Annotated in this window: 19 protein-coding genes; 7 read left to right on the forward strand and 12 right to left on the reverse strand. The window is 69.6% G+C overall.

The window, feature by feature from the left end; genetic code table 11:
• Positions 1–5: 5 nt before the first annotated feature.
• From EXE51_RS13590 to dph5, 3 genes are all read right to left on the reverse strand, one after another.
• On the reverse strand, positions 6–380 hold the full coding sequence (locus EXE51_RS13590; protein ID WP_086220484.1) for a CBS domain-containing protein: 375 nt from the start codon (positions 378–380) through the stop codon (positions 6–8).
• A gap of 114 nt (positions 381–494) precedes the next feature.
• Positions 495–881, reverse strand: coding sequence for a CBS domain-containing protein (locus EXE51_RS13595; RefSeq protein ID WP_049931137.1), 387 nt, complete (start codon positions 879–881; stop codon positions 495–497).
• A 76-nt stretch (positions 882–957) separates the two neighbouring features.
• On the reverse strand, positions 958–1,755 hold the full coding sequence (gene dph5, locus EXE51_RS13600; RefSeq protein ID WP_089307885.1) for a diphthine synthase: 798 nt from the start codon (positions 1,753–1,755) through the stop codon (positions 958–960).
• Positions 1,756–1,929: 174 nt separating this feature from the next.
• Between dph5 and EXE51_RS13605 the strand changes: the two genes are divergently transcribed.
• The 3 genes from EXE51_RS13605 (at position 1,930) to lrpA1 (ending at position 5,278) form a co-directional block, all read left to right on the forward strand.
• Entirely contained in the window at positions 1,930–3,825 is a 1,896-nt protein-coding gene (locus EXE51_RS13605; protein WP_049931142.1) for a 2-oxoacid:acceptor oxidoreductase subunit alpha, read from the forward strand.
• Between the two features lie 3 nt (positions 3,826–3,828).
• Positions 3,829–4,767, forward strand: a complete 939-nt coding sequence (locus tag EXE51_RS13610) for a thiamine pyrophosphate-dependent enzyme (RefSeq protein ID WP_049931144.1) — start codon at positions 3,829–3,831, stop codon at positions 4,765–4,767.
• Between the two features lie 82 nt (positions 4,768–4,849).
• The gene (gene lrpA1, locus EXE51_RS13615; protein ID WP_049931146.1) at positions 4,850–5,278 is read left to right on the forward strand and encodes an HTH-type transcriptional regulator LrpA1; all 429 of its coding nucleotides are present in this window, start codon (positions 4,850–4,852) and stop codon (positions 5,276–5,278) included.
• Positions 5,279–5,317: 39 nt separating this feature from the next.
• On the opposite strand, the gene EXE51_RS13620 is transcribed toward lrpA1, so the two are convergent.
• The 3 genes from EXE51_RS13620 to EXE51_RS13630 form a co-directional block, all read right to left on the reverse strand.
• Positions 5,318–5,791, reverse strand: coding sequence for an N-acetyltransferase (locus EXE51_RS13620; RefSeq protein ID WP_049931147.1), 474 nt, complete (start codon positions 5,789–5,791; stop codon positions 5,318–5,320).
• 135 nt (positions 5,792–5,926) lie between these two features.
• Complete coding sequence (ileS, locus tag EXE51_RS13625; protein ID WP_089307887.1) at positions 5,927–9,079, reverse strand: isoleucine--tRNA ligase; 3,153 nt, start codon at positions 9,077–9,079, stop codon at positions 5,927–5,929.
• Positions 9,080–9,131: 52 nt separating this feature from the next.
• Complete coding sequence (locus EXE51_RS13630) at positions 9,132–10,253, reverse strand: pyridoxal phosphate-dependent aminotransferase (protein ID WP_137692849.1); 1,122 nt, start codon at positions 10,251–10,253, stop codon at positions 9,132–9,134.
• A gap of 153 nt (positions 10,254–10,406) precedes the next feature.
• On the opposite strand from EXE51_RS13630, the gene EXE51_RS13635 reads away from it, so the two are divergent.
• On the forward strand, positions 10,407–10,907 hold the full coding sequence (locus tag EXE51_RS13635; RefSeq protein ID WP_049931154.1) for a metal-dependent hydrolase: 501 nt from the start codon (positions 10,407–10,409) through the stop codon (positions 10,905–10,907).
• A 49-nt stretch (positions 10,908–10,956) separates the two neighbouring features.
• On the opposite strand, the gene EXE51_RS13640 is transcribed toward EXE51_RS13635, so the two are convergent.
• Positions 10,957–11,748, reverse strand: coding sequence for a PHP-associated domain-containing protein (locus tag EXE51_RS13640; protein WP_086216110.1), 792 nt, complete (start codon positions 11,746–11,748; stop codon positions 10,957–10,959).
• Between the two features lie 130 nt (positions 11,749–11,878).
• Between EXE51_RS13640 and EXE51_RS13645 the strand changes: the two genes are divergently transcribed.
• Positions 11,879–12,178 carry a hypothetical protein gene (locus EXE51_RS13645; RefSeq protein ID WP_049931157.1) on the forward strand — a complete coding sequence of 100 codons (300 nt, stop codon included), beginning with the start codon at positions 11,879–11,881 and terminating at the stop codon, positions 12,176–12,178.
• A 10-nt stretch (positions 12,179–12,188) separates the two neighbouring features.
• Here the strand turns inward: EXE51_RS13645 and rocF are convergent, their stop codons facing one another.
• Positions 12,189–13,097 carry an arginase gene (gene rocF, locus EXE51_RS13650; RefSeq protein ID WP_049931159.1) on the reverse strand — a complete coding sequence of 303 codons (909 nt, stop codon included), beginning with the start codon at positions 13,095–13,097 and terminating at the stop codon, positions 12,189–12,191.
• Positions 13,098–13,243: 146 nt separating this feature from the next.
• Here rocF and EXE51_RS13655 point away from each other — a divergent pair, with 146 nt between their 5' ends.
• A complete protein-coding gene (locus EXE51_RS13655) occupies positions 13,244–13,462 on the forward strand; it encodes a hypothetical protein (RefSeq protein ID WP_086220413.1) in 219 nt (72 codons plus the stop codon).
• A 107-nt stretch (positions 13,463–13,569) separates the two neighbouring features.
• On the forward strand, positions 13,570–14,103 hold the full coding sequence (locus EXE51_RS13660) for an Rrf2 family transcriptional regulator (protein WP_049931162.1): 534 nt from the start codon (positions 13,570–13,572) through the stop codon (positions 14,101–14,103).
• 125 nt (positions 14,104–14,228) lie between these two features.
• Here EXE51_RS13660 and EXE51_RS13665 read toward each other — a convergent pair whose 3' ends face one another.
• From EXE51_RS13665 to EXE51_RS13680, 4 genes are all read right to left on the reverse strand, one after another.
• Entirely contained in the window at positions 14,229–15,410 is a 1,182-nt protein-coding gene (locus tag EXE51_RS13665) for an NAD(P)/FAD-dependent oxidoreductase (protein ID WP_137692850.1), read from the reverse strand.
• An 83-nt stretch (positions 15,411–15,493) separates the two neighbouring features.
• Positions 15,494–16,312: a nucleoside phosphorylase gene (locus EXE51_RS13670; protein ID WP_049931170.1), complete on the reverse strand. Its 819-nt coding sequence runs from the start codon at positions 16,310–16,312 to the stop codon at positions 15,494–15,496.
• 113 nt (positions 16,313–16,425) lie between these two features.
• The gene (cdd, locus tag EXE51_RS13675) at positions 16,426–16,830 is read right to left on the reverse strand and encodes a cytidine deaminase (protein ID WP_049931171.1); all 405 of its coding nucleotides are present in this window, start codon (positions 16,828–16,830) and stop codon (positions 16,426–16,428) included.
• An 88-nt stretch (positions 16,831–16,918) separates the two neighbouring features.
• Positions 16,919–18,526, reverse strand: coding sequence for a hypothetical protein (locus tag EXE51_RS13680; protein ID WP_049931175.1), 1,608 nt, complete (start codon positions 18,524–18,526; stop codon positions 16,919–16,921).
• Positions 18,527–18,578 lie beyond the last annotated feature (52 nt).

Consider the following 18,578-nt stretch of genomic DNA (forward strand, 5'->3'; position numbering starts at 1 on the left):
CGGCCTCAGGAGATGTGTGCGGCGATGTCCGTCGACGACATCATCCCGACGTAGTCGTCGTCGACGACCGGGAGGTGTTTCACGCCGTACATGGTCATCATCGCGGCGACCTCCTCCAGCATGAGGTCCGGCGTCACCGTCTCGACGTCTTCGGTCATCACGTCGCGGACCGTCGTCGCCTCCGGGTCGCTCCCGTCGGCGACCGCTCCGACGACGTCGCTCTGCGTGAGGATACATCCTCCGCCCGTCGTCACGACGAGCGCACTGATGTTCTCGTCGCGCATCCGCCGGGCGGCCTCCCGGAGCGGCGCGTCCGCCCCGATCGTCTCCAAGGGCGTCGACATCACGTCCGCGACGCGGGTCCTGTCGTCGAGATCCATACCGCGCTGTGTGTTACCATGTTTCATTACTCTTCCGGAACGCACAACGCGACGCGATCTCGACTCGGACGCGGCGCCGTCATGCGGCCTCGGGCCGTCCCGGCGCCCGACCCATCAGCCTCGCCGCGAGAGGTACGCCGTGAGGTCCGTCGTGGAGACCATGCCGATCGGTCTGTCGTCGCCGTCGGTCACCGGGAGGTGGGTGTAGCCGTGTGCGGTCGGCTCCGCCAGCTCCGCGACGGTGTCTTCGCGGCCGACCGTGACCACGTCGGTCGTCATGAACGCCTCGACCGGCGTCCGGTCTTTCGGGTCGTTGTCCCGGACGAGGGCGACGAAGTCCGTCGCGGTGATCAGCCCGGCGAGGGCCCCGTCGGAGTCGAGGACGAGGAGAGAGCTACCCCCGGACTCGCGCATCTGCTCCGCCGCGTCGGCCGCCGCGGCCCCGCGTTCGATAGTCGTCAGGTCGGTCGACATGAGTCGATCTACCGGCACGTCATTCATGGTGCGTGCCAACGCCCCACATAATAATCAAACGTGCGGTCGGTTCGGGGGCGTTCGCCTCGCGACCGCGGACGCCTCACTCGTCGACGAGCGACTCGGGGGCGCCGGCGAGACCGACGAGGGCGTCCGCCTCGACGTGATGGAGGTCACCCGGGATCACGAGCAGGTGGAGCGGGTCACCGAACTCGCGGTCGGCGAGCGCGCTCAGACGATCGGCCGCGACGACCGCGTCCGGCGAGCCGGCGCGGGCGACGACGACCGCGAGCTCGTCCGCCCACTCCTCGGCCAGCAGTCCGGCGGCGACGTCCGCGGTCATGTACTCCTCGTGGTCGGGGTCCGGACCGGCGGGGCCCGTTCCCACCTTGATGTCGAGGTAGACGACGGTGTGGAGCCCGCGCTCCCGGTTCGCCTCGATCGTCTCGACCACGCTCCCGGGGACGTCGTCGCCGCCGTGAGCGTACGGGAACGGGAGCGTCGTCGCCTTGCCGAACCGGTAGTTCTGGAGCCCGGTGAGACTCGACGCCGCGGACTGGGCGGTCACGCCGTGGATCACGCGCGTGTCGATCCCGCGCTCCTCGGCGCGGAGGCGGAGGTCGGTGTGGGTGGTCGAGATCATCGTGTCGCCGGCGGTACAGAACGCGGCGTCGCCGGACTCGGCCGCCGCGAGTATCGGCTCCGGGTCCTGCTCGACGCCGGCGCGGTCGCGCACCTCGACGTCGACGCCGTGGTGCGCCTCGAGGTCAGCGACGTCGGCGCCGACCAGTCGGCTGGTGTAGAACTCCGCGAAGACCCTGTCGGCCGCGCGGAGCGCCTCCCGCCCCTCGACGGTGACGGAGCGCTCGTCGTAGAGACCGAGCCCGATGAACGTGAGCATACCCGGAGTCGGCGCGCGGCGAATGAAAAGAACGCGGAAAATCGGCTCGGCAGCGCGAGAACATTTGACACCCTAATAGACCTTCATGATTGTCCCTTGGGATTCCATAGCAAGCCATAAGAGGGAACCAACACAAGTTCAGGCCACGAGGCCCACTCGGGCTCACATACCATTATGACTGACGACGAACTCATCTGGCGGATATCGGGGGGATCCGGTGACGGGATCGCTTCCACCAGCCAGAACTTCGCGAAGGCCTTGATGCGATCGGGGCTCAACGTCTTCACGCATCGGCACTACCCGTCGCGAATCCGCGGCGGCCACACCTACACGGAGGTCCGCGCGTCGGCGGACCCCGTGAACTCCCGGGGCGACGGCTACAACTTCCTCTTAGCGCTCGGCGACTCGTTCGCTCGGAACCCGTCCGAGGGCGCCGTCTACGGCAACGAGGAGATCAAGCCGCTCTCGGAGAACCTGGATGAGCTCCGCGAAGGCGGGGTCATCATCTACGACGAGGGGCTGCTCGACGCCTCCGAGATCCCGAACTTCGAGGAGCGCGCCGAGGAGAACGACTGGCACGTATTCCCCCTCGACCTCCGCGGACTCGCCCGCGACATGGGTCGCGAGGTCATGCGCAACACCGCCGGCGTCGGCGCGACCTGCGCGATCACCGGCATGGAACTCGACCACGTCGAGGACCTGATGCGCGACGCGATGCCGGAGAAGATCCTCGACCCGAACCTCGAGATCCTCGAGACCGCCTACGAACAGGTCCAAGAGGAGTACGACGTCGACGCGCCGGACGTGTCGGTCCCGACCGGCGAACACGACGAGACCCAACTGCTCATGTCCGGGTCGGACGCCATCTCCTACGGCGCCATCGACGAGGGCTGCCGGTTCATCTCCGGCTACCCGATGACGCCGTGGACCGAGGTGTTCACCATCATGACGAAGAACCTGCCGAAGCTCGGCGGGATCTCCGAGCAGGTGGAAGACGAGATCGCCGCGGCCGCGCTCGCGGTCGGCGCGTCCCACGCCGGCGTCAAGGCGATGTCCGGCTCCTCCGGTGGCGGGTTCGCGCTGATGTCCGAGCCGCTCGGGCTCGCGGAGATGACGGAGACACCCGTCGTCCTCGTCGAGGCCATGCGCGCCGGTCCCTCGACCGGGATGCCGACGAAGCCGGAGCAGTCCGACCTCGAACACGTCCTCTACACCTCGCAAGGGGACTCCCAGCGCGTCGTGCTGGCGCCCGGCACCGTCGAGGAGGCGTACGAGCAGTCCCGGCTCGCCTTCCGGCTCGCCTACGGGTACCAGATCCCGACGATCCTGCTGTACGACCAGAAGCTCGGCGGTGAGATGACGAACGTCCCGAAGAGCCACTTCGACCGGGAGGCGAACCCGGACCTCGGGAAGACGCTCTCGGAGGACGCGCTGTCGGAGCAGCCCCACAGCGACGACGGGAAGTTCCACCGCTTCCAGCACGAGGTCGACGACGGCGTCTCCCCGCGGTCGATCCCCGGCCAGAAGGGCGGTCGCTTCCTCGCGACCGGCAACGAGCACGACCCGACCGGCCACATCAGCGAGTCCCCGGACAACCGGGTCGCGCAGATCGACCGGCGGGCCGAGAAGCTGGCGGCGATCCGCGACGACCTCGACACGGTCGACACCGGGTCGTACGCCGGCCCGGAGGACGCCGAGTACGGCATCCTCACGTTCGGCAGCCAGCAGGGAACCGTCGAGGAGGCCGTCGGTCGCCTCAACGACGCCGGCGTCTCGGTGAAGTCGTACGGCGTCTCGGACATGCTGCCGTTCCCGACCGAGCAGGTCCGGGCGTTCATCGAGAGCGTCGACGAGGTGCTGGTCGTGGAGATGACCGCCTCGGGACAGTTCCGCGGGCTCGTCCAGAAGAACCTGGGCCAGTACGGCGAGAAGCTGTCGAGCCTGCTGAAGTACAACGGGAACCCGTTCGAGCCGGCGGAGATCGTCGACGGGTTCGAGACCGCGATCGTCGAGGGCGACGGCGACGCGCCCGGCCATCAGACCACCTTCGTCCCAGCCGCAGGTGACTAAGCAATGAGCACGTTTTCAGCAATCGGAGAGGAGCGAGAGATCGACCGCGACGAGTACACCCCCGGCGTCGAGCCGCAGCCGACCTGGTGTCCGGGCTGCGGTGACTTCAGCGTCCTGAAGGCGCTCAAGCAGGCGCTGCCGGAGGTCGGGCGCACGCCCGAGGAGACCCTGCTGTGTACCGGGATCGGCTGTTCGGGCAAGCTGAACAGCTACCTCGACACGTACGGGTTCCACACGATCCACGGGCGCTCGCTGCCCGTGGCCCGCGCCGCGAAGCTCGCGAACCCCGACCTCGAAGTGATCGCCGCCGGCGGCGACGGCGACGGTTACGGGATCGGCGGGAACCACTTCATCCACACGGCCCGGGAGAACCACGACATGACGTACATCGTGTTCAACAACGAGATCTTCGGGCTCACGAAGGGGCAGACCTCCCCGACGAGCCCGAAGGGCCACAAGTCGAAAACGCAGCCTCACGGGAGCGCCAAGGAGCCGATCAAACCGCTCTCGATGTCGCTGAACGCCGGCGCCTCCTACGTCGCCCGCACGGCGGCGGTGAACCCGAACCAGGCGAAGGAGATCATCGCCGAGGCGATCGAACACGACGGGTTCGCGCACGTCGACTTCCTCACGCAGTGCCCGACGTGGAACAAGGACGCGCGCCAGTACGTCCCGTACATCGACGTCAACGACTCCGACGACTACGAGTTCGACATGACGGACCGCGTCGAGGCCCAGGAGATGATGCGGACGACCGAGGAAGCCCTCTACGAGGGCGAGGTGCTCACCGGCCGCTTCTACGTCGACGAGGACCGCCCCTCCTACGGGGAGGAGAAGCGCTCGATCGGCGAGATGCCCGAGGAGCCGCTCGCCGAGCGCTACTGGGACGACGACTACGAGTGGGAACGCTCCCACGACATGTTCCTCGACAAACACGCCTGAGCCGACCGGCGGCCGTTCACGACGCGGCGAGTTCGTTTTTTGATTCGCAAGGTCTTTTTTCATTGGTGACAAACGTACTCATATGAGTACTGTATCGACAGAGGAACGGATCCTTTCCGTGTTAGAAGAGGACGCACAGGCGTCCTGCGGGGAGATCGCCGAGCGAGCCGACGTCTCGAAACCGACGGTGCGGAAGTACATCGACCGCCTCGAGGAGCGCGGCGTGATCGTCGGCTACTCCGCGGAGGTCGACCCGAAGAAGCTCTCTTCGCAGTCGATCGCCATGGTCGGCATGGATGTCGACTCGGGGCGGTACGTGGAGGCCACGCGGGATCTGAAGTCGCTCGACGAGGTTCAGGCGCTGTACACCTCCTCGGGCGATCACATGCTGATGGCGGAGGTCCGCGCCGGCGACGGCGACGAACTCGGCGACGTCATCTCGGAAAAGCTGCTCGGCGTCGACGGCGTCACCGCGGCCCACCCCTCGTTCCTCCAAGAGCGGCTGAAGTGAGTCGGCCGAGAAGCGGCTCGTTTTGACTGTCGACGCCTCTCAGGTGAGCGCGTCGGGGTCCGCAACGACGATCGATTCGTCGCCCGCTGGGCTCCGCCGGGTCCCGCGAGGCGCGAACCCGTGCGCGCTGAAGAACTCCTCGGCGCTGGGGCGGTCCGAGGGGACGGTCGCGCGGAGCGTTTTCACCCCGCGGTCGGCGAGCGCGCTCCCCACGCGGGCGAGCAGCTCGGCCGCGACGCCCTCGCCCGCGCGGTTCGGGTGAACCCACAGCGCCAGTAGCTCGGCCTCCGTCCCGTCGGGATCCGGGTGCGCGATAGCGAGCCCGACGGGCCCCTCCTCGTCGTGTTCCATCAGGAACGACCACTCCGCCTCGGCGGCGGCCTCGCGGACGCCGGCGGCGGACACGTCGAGCAGTGGCGCGCCGATGTCGTCGAACACCGTCTCCTCGCGGGCTCGTGAGACCGCCGTTCGCAGGTCCTCCGCGTCGTCGGGGCGAGCCGCCCGGACATCCATGTTCGACCGTGAGTAAAGAACGCACCTATAGGTTTCGGGATGCGAATTGTTCCCACAGTATCGGTCGACGAAAGCGCCGACTCGTCGGGCGAGGATCGCGACGCGTTAAGCGAAAGCCGCGGCCCGTCGGGGTCGTTACGCGACCGGTTCGACCCCGATCGTGACCGCGACGCCTTCGACCTCCCACTCTTCGACGAGTCCGCCGTCGGCGTCGGCGGCGTCGCTCGCGTCGTCGAGCCACGCGTCGGCGCGCACCTCGCCGGCGATCAGGTCGGCGTGCTCGTCCACGAAGCCGGCGACCCGGTCGTCGTCGACCGCGACGCCGACGCGAATCCGCGCCTCAACGTCGAGGTCCAGTTCCTTGCGCATCTCCTGGACCCGGCGGATCACGTCGCGGGCGTACCCCTCGGACTCGATGTCGGGCGTCAGCGAGGTGTCGACGTAGACGGTGCCGCCATCGAAGTCGGCCCCGGAGACGTGCTCCGGCGGCTCCGCGACGTATTCGACCATCTCGTCGTCGAGGTCGACGGGCTCGCCGTCGACCGCGACCTCGCCGCCCTCGACCTCGGCGCGGGTCGCGCCCTGAACCGCCTCCATCACCTTCTGGGCGTCCCCGCCGAACGCCGGCCCGATGGCGGCCATCTGGGGCTCGGCGGTCTCGACCAGTTCGTCGAAGGCGTCGGTGACGACCACGTCGCGGGCGTTGACGCGGTCAGCGATCAGCGCTTTGAGGCGGTCGACCGCGGCCGCAACCGTCTCGTCGTCGGTCTCGACGACGACGCGCGGCACGGGCCAGCGGAGCTTGCGGCCAGCCTGCTGGCGCGCGTTCGCGGCCGCCTCCTCGATGTCGCGGAAGGCCGCAACGTCGCGTTCGAGGTCGTCGTCGCGCAGGTCCGCGTCCGGCTCGGGGTACGACAGCGCGTGGACCGTCGTCGCCTCGCCGTCGAGCCGCTGGTACATCCGCTCGGTGAGGTACGGGGCGATCGGCGCGAGCAGCCGGATCACCTCGTCGAGGACCGTCGCGAGCGTGGCGTACGCGCCGCGCTTCGAGGGGGAGTCGGTCTCCTCCCACATGCGGTCGCGGACGGCCTTCACGTAGAACCGCGAGACGTCCTGCGTGACGAACTCGATGACGGCGTTGACGGCGTCGCTGACGCGGTAGTCGTCCCACGCGTCGGCGACCTCCGTCTCCACGGACTGGAGCCGGGAGAGCACCCACTCGTCGACGAGTTCGAGGTCGCCGTCCGAGAGGTCGGCGTCGGCCGGGTCGTAGCCGTCGAGCTCCATGTACTCGAGGGGGAACCGGAACACGTTCCAGAGGATGTTGAGCTTGCCCTGGATCTCGCCGAGCCCGTCCCACTCGAACGCGAGGTCGACGCCCTGCTGGTCGTGGCTGAGCAGGTAGGTGCGGAGCGGGTCGCGGCCGGCGCGCTCGATGGCCTCCTCCGGCGTGACGATGTTGCCGACCGACTTCGACATCTTTCGGCCGTCCTCGTCGTTGGCGAAGCCGTGCATCAGCACCTCCTCGTAGGGGATCTGATCGACCGCGGCCGTCCCCATACCGAGCTGCGACCAGAACCAGCCGCGGGTCTGGTCGTGCGCCTCGATGATGAGGTCGGCGGGCCACAGCTCCTCGTGGGCGGTCTCGTCGCTCGGGTAGCCGAGCGTGCCCCACGAGGCGACCGAGGAGTCGAGCCACACGTCGAACACGTCTTCGACGCGGCGGTAGGTCGTCCCGTCCTCGACGATCGTGAGGCCGTCGACGGCGGGGCGGTGGAGGTCGATCGAGTCGGGATCGATATCCTCCTCGACGCGGTCGGCGAGCTCCTCGCGGGTGCCGACCACGATCATGTCCTCGTCGAGGTTCCCCGGCTCGGCGTCCTCCGGGACCCAGATCGGGATCGGGACGCCCCAGTAGCGCTGGCGCGAGACGTTCCAGTCGGGCGCGTCCTCGATGAAGTCGCGGAACCGGTTGTCCCGGGCCCAGTCGGGGTGCCACTCCGACTCCTCCATGTTGTCGAGGAGGTCGTCTTTCACGTCCGTGATCGAGATGAACCACTGGTCGGTGACCAGCTGGATGATCCCGGTGTCACAGCGCCAGCAGTGGCCGTAGCTGTGGTCGACGGTGCCGTGCGCGAGCATGTGGCCGTCGGCGACGAGGTCCTCGATGATGTCGTCGTTCGCGTCGCGCACGAACTGGCCGGCGTACTCGCCCGCCGCCGCCTCGAACTCGCCGTTCGGACCGACGGGACAGTGGATGTCGAGCCCGAGTTCGGTGCCGCGGTGGAAGTCCTCTTCACCGTGGCCCGGCGCGGAGTGGACCAGGCCGGTGCGGTCGGCCTCCACGTAGTCGGCCGCGTACACCTGTCCGGCGCCCTCGAAGTCGGGGTAGTCGGCAACGTGGTCGGCGAGCGGGTGGTCGTACGCCCAGCCGACGAGTTCGTCGCCGGTCAGCTCCGCCTCGACCGCGTACTCCTCGTAGCGGCCCTCCCCGAGCACGTCCTCGACGCACTCGGCGGCGACGTAGAGGAGCTCCTCCTCGCCGTCCTTCTCCGCGCGGACCGCGTTGTAGGTGAGGTCCTCGTCGACGGCGACGAAGGTGTTCGCGGGGATGGTCCACGGCGTCGTCGTCCAGATGACGAGGCTCCCCTCGCGGTCGGCGAGCGGGAACTTCACGTAGATGGAGGGGTCCTCGACATCCTCGTACTCGACCTCGTTGTTGGCGAGCCCGGTCTCGCAGCGCGGGCACTGCGAGATGGACCGCTTCCCCTGCTCGACGAGCCCGTTGTCGGCGACCTCGGAGAACGCCCACCAGGCGGCCTCCATGTACTCCGGCGAGATGGTCTCGTACGGGTCGTCCCAGTCCATCCACGCGCCGATGGATTTGAAGTCCTCGTCCATCGCCGCCCGGTTCTCCAGGGCGAACTCCTTACACTTCTCGATGAACGGCTCCATGCCGTACTCCTCGATGTCCCGCTTGTTCTCGAAGCCGAGCTCCTCCTCGACTTTCACCTCGATCGGGAGCCCGTGCATGTCGTATCCCGGGCGGTCGGTGACGCGGTGGCCGGTCATCCGCTTGTACCGGATGACGGCGTCTTTCAGCGTCTTGTTCCAGGCGGTCCCGAGGTGCATCTGCCCGGAGGTGTACGGCGGGCCGTCCACGAAGAAGAACGGCGGATCGTCGGCGTGCGCCTCCTTCGCCGCCTCGTAGGCGTCGTGGTCGTCCCAGTACTCGTCGACCGCGGTCTCGACGTCCGCGGGCGCGTACTGGTCGTCGATCTGCTCCATACGCGTTGGTCTGCGCGCGCGTATTTGAATACGGCGGAGTCGTGGGAACGGTTCAGCCCGCGTCGGCGGGGCCGCCGTCGAAGTAGTCCGCGAGCCGCTCGGCCGCCTCGGTCGCTCGGGGCGTCACCAGCGCGAACCGGATCCACTCGTCGCGGGCGGTGCCGAACGCCTCGCCCGGCATCCCGGCGACGCCGGCCTCGTCGATCAGGCGCTTGACGTTCGCCATCGTGCCGGGGAACCCGTCGAAGCGCGCGAGGACGTAGAAGGCGCCCTCCGGGCGGCCGTACTCCGCGCCCGCCGCGTCGAGGGCGGCGGCGAACGCGTCGACGCGGTCAGCGAGCAGGTCGCGCGACGCGGCGTAGTAGTCGGACGGCGTCTCTTCGAGCGCGTGGTACACCGCGTACTGAGAGGGGCGCGCCCCGGTGACGTTGACGAGCATGTGTCGGGTCCTCGCGTCGCCGACGTGCGCCTCGGGGAACACCCCGTACCCGACGCGGAAGCCCGTGATGGCCATCGACTTCGAGAAGCCGCTCGTGACGATGACGCGCTCGGAGTCCAGCGTCAGCGCCGACTCGAACGAGCCGGTGAGATCGAACCGGTCGTACACCTCGTCGACGACGACGAGCGCGTCGACGGCCGCCGCGATTTCGACGACCTCGCGGACCGCGTCGAGGTCGTAGACGGCGCCGGTCGGGTTGTTCGGCGTGTTGAGGACGACGAGTGCCGTGTCCTCGCTCGCCGCCTCGCGGATCGCGTCGACGTCGAGCCCGCCGTCGCGCGCCGTGGGCACGAGCGTCGGCTCCCCGCCGAGCAGGTGCGTCTTCCCGGGGTAGTACGGGTACACCGGGTCCATCAGGAGCGCCTCGTCACCAGCGTCGCGGTCCAGCGCCCGGGCCATCGCGAGGTAGTTCGCCTCGCCGGTGCCGTTGGTGACGACCACGCGCTCGGGGTCGACGCCCCGGCGCTCGGCGATCGCCCCGCGGAGCTCTCGGAGCCCGTCGCTCGGCGGGTACTGGAAGTCGGCGGGCGGGAGGTCGGCGTACTCGCGGAGGGCCTCTCGGAGCGCGGCGGGCGGCTCCCAGTCGGGGTTGCCGCTCACCATGTCGATGACGTCGCCGTCGGCGGCCGCGGCGTACTGCATCACGTGGAAGAACTTCGGCTCCTCGTACTCCATACGGTCGGGTCGGACGCGCCCGCCGTGGCTCTTTCGGCCCGGGAGCGTTTCGGCTCGTGAGTGGACCCCGGTCGACGGCGAGGCGGTGCGATCCTCTCCGGGCACGCCGCCCGGATCCGGTGGTTTGACCTGCCGACCCGCACACGCAGAGACATGAACAAACGCGGCCACGTCCTCAACGGCCTGCTGCTTGCCCTGGGGCTCGGCTTCATCGTCGAACCGGGTCTCGACGCGGCGACCGCGACGACCGTCGCCGAGATCACCGTCCCCGTCGTGTTGGGGGCGCTGTTCCCCGACGTGGACACCGCCTTCGGCCGTCACCGGAAGACGCTCCACAGCCTCCCCGTGCTCGCGGTGTTCCTCGCGTATCCGATCGTCTTCGGCAACCTCCAGTACGTGTGGATCGGCGTGTTGACCCACTACGTCCTCGACGTGGTCGGCAGCCGACGCGGCATCGCGCTGTTCCACCCGTTCTCGGACCGTGAGTTCGGAATGCCGAGCGGCGTGACGACGAGCAGCAAGTACGCCGACCTCGTCACGGTGGTCATCACCGGGGTCGAGCTGACGGCGTTCTGGGCGATTCACACCTACGTCGTCAGCCTCGACCTGGACCTGTCCGCGGCGTCGGAGGCCGCGGCGGGCTTCGGGCTCTGACCGGGAAGCCGATCGGGATCCGGGCCGCCCCGAGACGCTCGCACGGCCGCTATTCGTAGACGCTCACGTCGTCGAATCGCCCCTCGTATGCGACGTTCGACGGGAGGGTCGGCTCGTTGCCGGAGAGGAACATTCGGTCGAGCTTCGTCCACGTGTTCTCGTAGCCGAGGTGCGCGAACTCCACGAGCCCGCGGAGCCGGTGGCCCAGTCCGCCGCGGTGGATCACCGTTCGGGGGCGTCGCTCGCGGAAGGCGTCGGCGACCGCCTCGGCGTCGTCGAGGTCGCCCTCGAAGGCCGTCCACGCCTCGCCGACCGTGCCGGGGAGGTGGGCGTACGAGGATCCGAACCCGGCGCAGCCGGTCTCCGTCGCGGTCCGGCGGGCGCGCGCGTTCTGGTGGGGGAGCAGCTTGGTGTTGTACGTCTCGACCGCGTCGATCCGGGCGGCGTGCGCGTCGACTTCGGGTCGCGTGAGCGAGATAGTGGCGAACCCGGGGTGCGGGACGAGGACGGCCGCGTCCTGCCGCTCGAACTCGGCCATCGCTCCCTCGAAGGTGATGTAGTCGGGGACGGGATCGGAGAGTCCGAGGACGAGGAGGTGTCGCCGGTTCCCCCAGTCGCCGGTGAACACCTCGCGGGCGGGGACGACGGTCAGCTCGTCGTCGGTGTACCGGGCCGCACGCTCGCTGATCGTCGGGAGGCGCGTGAAGTGCGGCGCGTACACGAGCGCGTCGATGTCGCGCGCCTTCGCCCGGGCGACGACCTCGTCGTCGAGTATCTTGACGTGGGCGTCGACGCGCGTTCTCGATCGGGTCACGGTCGCACGGTCGTCGCGCCCGCGCAAATGGGTATCGTTCGACGACGACGGTGCCGCGACCGCGGGGGTGAACCCGCGGTGCCGACCCCCGTCGACCCCCCGGCGCGCCCGCGCCGAGTTGGGAAACCGTTAATCCCCCTCGGGCGAGAGTCCGGGTATGGCCCCTCGCTGGACGTGCGGCATCGGCGACTGCGACGCCGCCTTCGACGACGTGGAGGCGGCGATCGTCCACCAGACGAACGACCACCAGCGCCACGAGTGTAAGGTGTGCGGCACGATCGTCCCCGACGGCTACTTCGCGATCCGGCACGCGTTCGACGAGCACACCCGCGCCGAGTTCGTCCGCGCGTACGACGCCGACTCGGCCGCGGTGCGCCGCCGCGAGGAGATCAAAGGCGAGGTCGAGTCCGAGGCGGACCTCCAGCAGGTCGTCGAACAGCTCGACCGAGGCGTCTGACCCCGGCCTCTCAGTACAAGACGCGCTTCCCGAACGCGCTCGCCGCCAGCTCAGTCGCGAGCTCAGCCGTCTCGTTGTGCTGGTCCAAGGTCGGGTTCACCTCGACGATCTCCATCGACCGGAGCGCGTCAGTCTCGTCGACGATCTCCATCGCGCTGTGCGCCTCGCGGTAGGTGACGCCGCCGCGGACGGGCGTCCCGACGCCGGGCGCGGCGTTGGGGTCGAGCCAGTCCAGATCGAGGCTGACGTGGATCCCGTCGACGCCCGCGGACGCGACCTCGAGCGCCTCCTCCGTGACCGCCGTGATCCCCCGCTCGTCGATGTCCGACATCGTGTACGCCGCGAAGCCGCGGTCGCGGATCAGCTCCGCCTCCGCCCCGTCGACCGAGCGGAGCCCGACCAAGGCGACGTTCTCCGGCGAAAGCCCCGGCGCGTTCGCCCACTCGGTGTCCGCGAACTCGCCGATCCCGAGGGCCGCCGCCAGGGGCATCCCGTGGACGTTGCCAGAGGGCGTCGTCGCGGGCGTGTTGAGGTCCGCGTGCGCGTCGAACCACACGGCGCCGACGTCCGCGTCGCGCGCGGACCCGGAGAGGCTCCCGATGGCGATGGAGTGGTCGCCGCCGAGCGCCAGCGGCACCTCGCCGTCGGCGAGCGTCGCGGCGACCTCGTCGCCGAGCCGCCGGCAGACCGCTTCCGTCTCGCGGATGAACTTCGCTTCCCCCTCGCTCGGCGCGTCCGCGTCCGGGTCGCGCTCCTCGGCCCGGGGGACGTGGAGGTCGCCCGCGTCGACGGTCTCGACGCCGGCGCCGGCGAGCTGGTCGGCGAGCCCGCCGTACCGGATCGCCGACGGTCCCATGTCGACTCCGCGTCGGTTCGCCCCGTAGTCTGTCGGCGCGCCGATGATCCTGACCGTGGTCATACCGGCTACGCGACGCCGCGGCGCTTGAATGGTGGGGATCGGCGGCCGGGTCGAGCCGACGGGGCGGGAGCCGCCCGACCGCGGTCCGAGCGAATCCGACCGACCGGATCGGACAGCGTTTTGCGCCCGGGCCGCCACGGACGCCCATGAGCAGTCCCGATCCCCGCTCGGTCGACCCCGGCGACATCGAGCCGATCGGCGCGACCATCGCGGTCGCGTTCACCGGCGCGGCGATCGGGCTCGTCGGCGCCGCGGTCTCGTTCGTCGCCGTCGACTTCGGCGTCGCGCTGATCGGCGTCGGTGTCGTCGTCGCGCTGTCGAGCCCGCTCGCGTACGTGCGGATGAAGCGGCTACGCGGCGGGTGAGCCGAACCGGCCCGAACCGACGGTCTCCGGCCGCCGAGACGATTCCACACGATCGTTTATAAATGGGTTCCACCGCATTTAAGCGGGGGCGCGGTGTATTCCGCACCATGTCATCGATCGAGCTCACTTCGAGCCAGAAAAGCATCCTCTCGGCCCTCATCAACCTGTACGGGGAACGAGAGGACGCCGTGAAAGGCGAGGCGATTGCCGAGGAAGTCGACCGCAACCCCGGGACGATCCGGAACCAGATGCAGAGCCTCAAGGCCCTCCAGTTGGTCGAGGGGGTACCCGGCCCGAAGGGCGGCTACAAACCCACCTCGAACGCGTACGAGGCGCTCGACATCCAGCGCATGGACGAGCCCGCGAACGTCCCGATCTACCACGAGAGCGAGGAGGTCGAGGGGGTCAACGTCGACGGGATCGACCTCTCCAGCGTCCACCACCCCGAGCTGTGCCGCGCCGAGATCCACGTTCAGGGTTCGGTCCGCGACTTCCACGAGGGCGACAGCGTCGCCGTGGGGCCGACGCCGCTCTCCAAGCTCGTCATCGACGGGACGGTCGACGGGAAAGACGACACCGCGAATATTCTCATCTTGCGGATCGACGATATGCGAGCCCCCGACGAGCCGGCCGAACACTGACTGCGAGAGCCGCTGTTTCGTTGCGCCGTGGAGGTCGTTCGACGGAGAACAGCGTTTGAGTCGTCGCCGACCCGAGCCGAGGATCGAAAGCCGAGAGTCGCGTCGCTACCGCGCGTCGGCCGATCTCACATGTCGCCGAACGCGCTGACGCCGCGGCTCGCGGAGGAGACCTTGGCGATCCAGCGCGTGGCGATGCCCTTCTTCAGCAGCTTCGCGGGCGTGCCGCCGAACGTCTTGATCGGCATCCCCATCACGTCGTGAGCGACGGCCTCCTCACCGACCGAGATGACCGTCCCCTTGTCCTCGTGGGTCCACGAGCGGAGCGGCGCGCCGCGGGCGGCGCGGGCGAGGTTCGCGCCCGCGACCTCCGCGGCCTGCCAGGCGGCCTGCGCGGTCGGCGGGGCCACGTCGTCGTCGCCCTGCTCGACGAGGGCGGTGTCGCCGATGGCGAACACGCGGTCGTCGCTGGTGCTGAAGTCGGAGCCGGCGTGGACGCGGTTCGAGCGGTCGTCCTTCTCGACCTCGACGTTGCCCAGTTCGGGCTGGCCCGTGATGCCGCCGGTCCAGATCAGCACGTCGTAGCCGAGCTCTTCCGGCTCCTCGTCCTCGCCGCCACCGAGGTAGACAGCCCCCTCGTCGGCCTCCGAGATGAAGTCGCCGGTGAGGATCTCGATGTCGGCGTCCTCCAGCCGCTGGCGGAGCGCCCCCTGGATCTGCGGGTCGTTGCCGGGGAACACCTCGTCGAGCCCCTCGACCAGTTTGATCTCGAGCGGGGCGCGGTGCTTATCGCGGTACTCGGCGATCTCACCGGCCGTCTGGATGCCGGAGAGGCCGGCGCCGCCGACGACGACCTGCGCCGGGTCCGAGCGGGTCGCGTCGGCGGCCGCCTCGCGGACGTCCTCGTGGATCGCCTTCGCGTCGTCGAGCCCCTTCAGCTGGTGGGCGTTCTCCTTCAGCCCCTCGATGCCGAAGAAGGCGGTCGTGGAGCCGACCGCGAGGAGGAGGTAGTCGTAGTCGACGGTCGTGCCGTCGTCGATCTCGACGGCGCGCTCGTCGGTGTCGACATCGACGACCCGGCCCTGGACGAAGTCGGACTCGGGGGACTTGATCTCGTCGACGGGGATCGTGATCTTGTCTTCGACCGCGGGGTTCCGGATCGCGCGGTGGGCCTCGTGGAGAACGAGGTGGTAGTCGTGTTCCGAGATCCACGTGAGCTCGGCCTCGCCCTCGCCGACCTCGTCTTCGAACGCCTTCACCGCCCCTGCGCCGGCGTACCCGGAGCCGACGACCACGACCTGTGTACTCATGCCTGCCGCTCCGCGGTCCGTGGGTAAAGTCGCTTTGGAACGCCCGCGCTCGGCAGCGAGCAGCGTGACGGCCGGAGCGCCCGCTACAGCGAGAGGCCGGCGTGCCAGCGGTCCGCGCCCGCCTCGCGTTTCACCTCGTCCATCCGCGTGAGGAGCTTCACCGCGAGGCTCGCGGTCTCGGCCGCGCGCGACTCGCCCTCGGTCCGGAACTCGCCGGTCACGCGGTTGGCGTACACCGAGCAGACCGCGCCGGCGCGGAGCCCGTACACGTTCGCGACCGTGAGGATGGCCGACGCCTCCATCTCGATGTTCTTCACGTTCGCGTCCTGAAGCTCCGCGACGAGCTCGTCGGAGCCGGCGGCCTCGAACCCCTCGAACCCGGGTCGCCCCTGTCCGGCGTAGAAGGAGTCGGCGCTCATCGTGACGCCCGTGTGGTAGTCGTGACCGAGCCGCTCGGCGGCCGCGACCAGGGCGGAGACCACCTCGCCGTCGGCGCTCGCTGGGTAGTCCTCGCGCACGTACTCGTCGCTCGTCCCCTCCTGCCGGACGCCGCCGGTGGTGATGACGAGGTCGCCGACGTCCATCTCCGGCTGGATCGCGCCGCAGGAGCCGACGCGGATGAACGTGTCGACGCCGACGCGCGCGAGCTCCTCGACGGCGATGGCGGCCGAGGGGGAGCCGATCCCGGTTGAGGTGACCGAGATCGGGGCGCCGTCGTAGCTGCCGGTCGCGGTGCGGTACTCGCGGTGGCGCGCGACCTCCTCGTGGTCGCCCCACAGCGCGGTGATCTTGTCGACGCGCTCGGGGTTACCGGGGAGGAGGACCGCGTCCGCGACGTCGTCGGGCGCGGCCTCGACGTGGTATCCGGCCTCGTCGTTGGGGTCCTCGCTGTCGTCGGTCATGTCTCCGCCCTTCGGCGAGCCGTTTAAAAGTAGTTCCGTCTCGGCCGGACGGGTCTCCCGCCGATCTAGTCCTCTCTCGCGTCGGTCCTCCCTCGCGTCAGTCCTCCCTCGCGTCAGTCCTCTCTCGCGTCGTCGAGCGTGCCCTCGTTGATCGTGTTCGGGAGCAGTTCCCCGAGCGTGTACTCCGTGACCGCGTCGTCGCCCTCGTCGCAGGCGACGACGAGGTCGTCGGCCGCGAACTCCGCGAGCGTCTGCCGGCACATCCCGCAGGGGGTGACCCCGTCGCGGACGCCCGACGAGACCGCGATCCGGTCGAACTCGCGGTGCCCGTTCTTCACCGCCTCCGCGAGCGCAACCTCCTCGGCGTGGAGGCTGTTGGAGTAGTTCGCGTTCTCGATGTTACAGCCGGTGTAGACGGTGCCGTCGGCGGTCCGGAGCGCGGCGCCGACGCGGTACTCGGAGTAGGGGACGTGGGCGGCGTCGAGGGCTTCGCGCGCCGCGGCGATCAGCTCGTCCATACGGCCGCGTGACGCGGCGGACCGATAACTGTACTGTGTCGCGGTCGCGCCGTCCGGCTCCCGCGTCGCCGGACGACCACGGGGGCGGTCACTCCCCGTCCGTCCACGCCGAGAAGCCGCCGTCGATGAGGGCGTCGGCCTGCTGGCGGATGTACTCGCGCTGGGTGTCGACCACCGCGGTCGCAAAGTCGTCGCCGTCGTCGAGTCGGGCGCGGACGCGGTCCCGCTTCCAGCTCGCCGGAGTCGTGCGGTTCGCGACGCGCCACCGCAGTGGCGCGATCCATTTCGCGGCCTCGTCGTCCGCGCAGCCGGCGGTCCGGAGCCCAGCCTCCGCGTGATCGAGGAGGTCCGCGTACATCGCGTCCGAGTCGGTCGTCCGGTGGCCGTCGCGGTCGATCCACTCCATGTCGGCGTCGAGCCCGTCGGCGACGGCGGCGTAGAAGTTGTCGCGCGCGGTCTCCCACTCGAGGCCGATGACGGGGTGTTCGTGCTGGGCGAGCGCCTGCATCAGCCCGGCGAAGGCCGCCTGAAACGCGATGGAGTCGCGGACCGTGGGCTGGCCGGGGATCGGCCGGAACTCGATCCGGGCGTTCGCGGCCGAGCGGCTCGCCCCCTCGAAGACGGGGCGAACCCAACGCCAGTAGCTGCCGTGTTTCGTCCGGAACGTCGCGAAGTCGTCGTCGAAGCGATCGCTGCCGCCCGGGTCCGGCATCGGGATGAGCGTCTCGTCGGCCGCGATGCGGTCGACCGCTGTCTCGACGTCGCGGAACTCCCGGGGGAACCGGACCTTGTCGGCGTCGGTCCGCGCGTTGAGGACGGACTCGAAGACGTGGACCCGGTTCTCCGTCGCCCCCTCGGCGAGGACACGCTCGCCGTCCCAGCCGTCGTCGTACAGCGCCGGCGGGAAGAACGGCGAGTTGACGCCGAGCGCCAGCAGGGGGCCGGCGATCCGAAGCGCGTACCGGAAGTGCCGCGGCAGCGTCTCGGCGTGCGCCACCTGATAGTGGGGCTGGATCGACGTGATGAGGCTCTCGGGCATCACCGTCTCCGCCGCCAGCGACACGCCCGGCGCGTCGAGGGTGACGACCGGCTCTTCCTCGGCGTCGGTCGCGGCGCCCCCGTTCGCGTCGGTGGCGTTCAGGTCGTCTCGGCGCGAGTTCGCCATCGCGTGGTACCGGACCGCGTCGCTCATGTTGACCGCGACCACCACGCCGTCGACAGCGACGCTGTCGGTGAGGTATCCCTCCGCGGTCTCGCCCGCCGGCGGGATAGTCCAGAGGCCGTCGGAGACGAGGCGCATCCCCTCGACGCCCGCGGTGTTCTCTGCGGCCTCCAGTCGGGCGCGGACCTCGGCGAGCTGGGCGCGGAGCCCGTGGTCGGAGAGGGGCTGCGGGCTCGTGGACATCTCGGCGTTGTGGAGCCCCAGCTCCTTCTCGAAGCCCATCAGCTCCAAGAGGCGGCGCGGCACGCGCATCAGCGCGTACTCGCCGGCCCGGGACTCCTCGCTCCACCGGCCGTCGCCGACCGCGTAGAACTCGTACTCGAAGCCGACGATCGACTGGTGGTTGTCGAAGGAGCCGTCGCGTAGCTCCTGTTTGACGATCTCGGCCTCCTCGGCCGCGCGCTCGGCGAACGCCTCGGCGTCGACCGAAAGCGCCTCCCGGACCCCGTCGGCCAGCGCGGACTCGGTGGTCATGCGACCGGGGAAGGACGCGGCGGAGTAAAAAGGCCACCGGCCGAGAGGTTCG

It is taken from the genome of Halorubrum sp. CGM5_25_10-8B, assembly GCF_005435095.1.
Lineage (GTDB): Archaea > Halobacteriota > Halobacteria > Halobacteriales > Haloferacaceae > Halorubrum > Halorubrum ezzemoulense.

What these genes read in the sequence shown, in the direction of transcription:
- EXE51_RS13590 (WP_086220484.1), bottom strand. Translation starts at nt 380, where the DNA reads ATGGATCTCGACGACAGGACCCGCGTCGCGGACGTGATGTCGACGCCC.
- EXE51_RS13595 (WP_049931137.1), bottom strand. Translation starts at nt 881, where the DNA reads ATGAATGACGTGCCGGTAGATCGACTCATGTCGACCGACCTGACGACT.
- dph5 (WP_089307885.1), bottom strand. Translation starts at nt 1,755, where the DNA reads ATGCTCACGTTCATCGGGCTCGGTCTCTACGACGAGCGCTCCGTCACC.
- EXE51_RS13605 (WP_049931142.1), top strand. Translation starts at nt 1,930, where the DNA reads ATGACTGACGACGAACTCATCTGGCGGATATCGGGGGGATCCGGTGAC.
- EXE51_RS13610 (WP_049931144.1), top strand. Translation starts at nt 3,829, where the DNA reads ATGAGCACGTTTTCAGCAATCGGAGAGGAGCGAGAGATCGACCGCGAC.
- lrpA1 (WP_049931146.1), top strand. Translation starts at nt 4,850, where the DNA reads ATGAGTACTGTATCGACAGAGGAACGGATCCTTTCCGTGTTAGAAGAG.
- EXE51_RS13620 (WP_049931147.1), bottom strand. Translation starts at nt 5,791, where the DNA reads ATGGATGTCCGGGCGGCTCGCCCCGACGACGCGGAGGACCTGCGAACG.
- ileS (WP_089307887.1), bottom strand. Translation starts at nt 9,079, where the DNA reads ATGGAGCAGATCGACGACCAGTACGCGCCCGCGGACGTCGAGACCGCG.
- EXE51_RS13630 (WP_137692849.1), bottom strand. Translation starts at nt 10,253, where the DNA reads ATGGAGTACGAGGAGCCGAAGTTCTTCCACGTGATGCAGTACGCCGCG.
- EXE51_RS13635 (WP_049931154.1), top strand. Translation starts at nt 10,407, where the DNA reads ATGAACAAACGCGGCCACGTCCTCAACGGCCTGCTGCTTGCCCTGGGG.
- EXE51_RS13645 (WP_049931157.1), top strand. Translation starts at nt 11,879, where the DNA reads ATGGCCCCTCGCTGGACGTGCGGCATCGGCGACTGCGACGCCGCCTTC.
- rocF (WP_049931159.1), bottom strand. Translation starts at nt 13,097, where the DNA reads ATGACCACGGTCAGGATCATCGGCGCGCCGACAGACTACGGGGCGAAC.
- EXE51_RS13655 (WP_086220413.1), top strand. Translation starts at nt 13,244, where the DNA reads ATGAGCAGTCCCGATCCCCGCTCGGTCGACCCCGGCGACATCGAGCCG.
- EXE51_RS13660 (WP_049931162.1), top strand. Translation starts at nt 13,570, where the DNA reads ATGTCATCGATCGAGCTCACTTCGAGCCAGAAAAGCATCCTCTCGGCC.
- EXE51_RS13665 (WP_137692850.1), bottom strand. Translation starts at nt 15,410, where the DNA reads ATGAGTACACAGGTCGTGGTCGTCGGCTCCGGGTACGCCGGCGCAGGG.
- EXE51_RS13670 (WP_049931170.1), bottom strand. Translation starts at nt 16,312, where the DNA reads ATGACCGACGACAGCGAGGACCCCAACGACGAGGCCGGATACCACGTC.
- cdd (WP_049931171.1), bottom strand. Translation starts at nt 16,830, where the DNA reads ATGGACGAGCTGATCGCCGCGGCGCGCGAAGCCCTCGACGCCGCCCAC.
- EXE51_RS13680 (WP_049931175.1), bottom strand. Translation starts at nt 18,526, where the DNA reads ATGACCACCGAGTCCGCGCTGGCCGACGGGGTCCGGGAGGCGCTTTCG.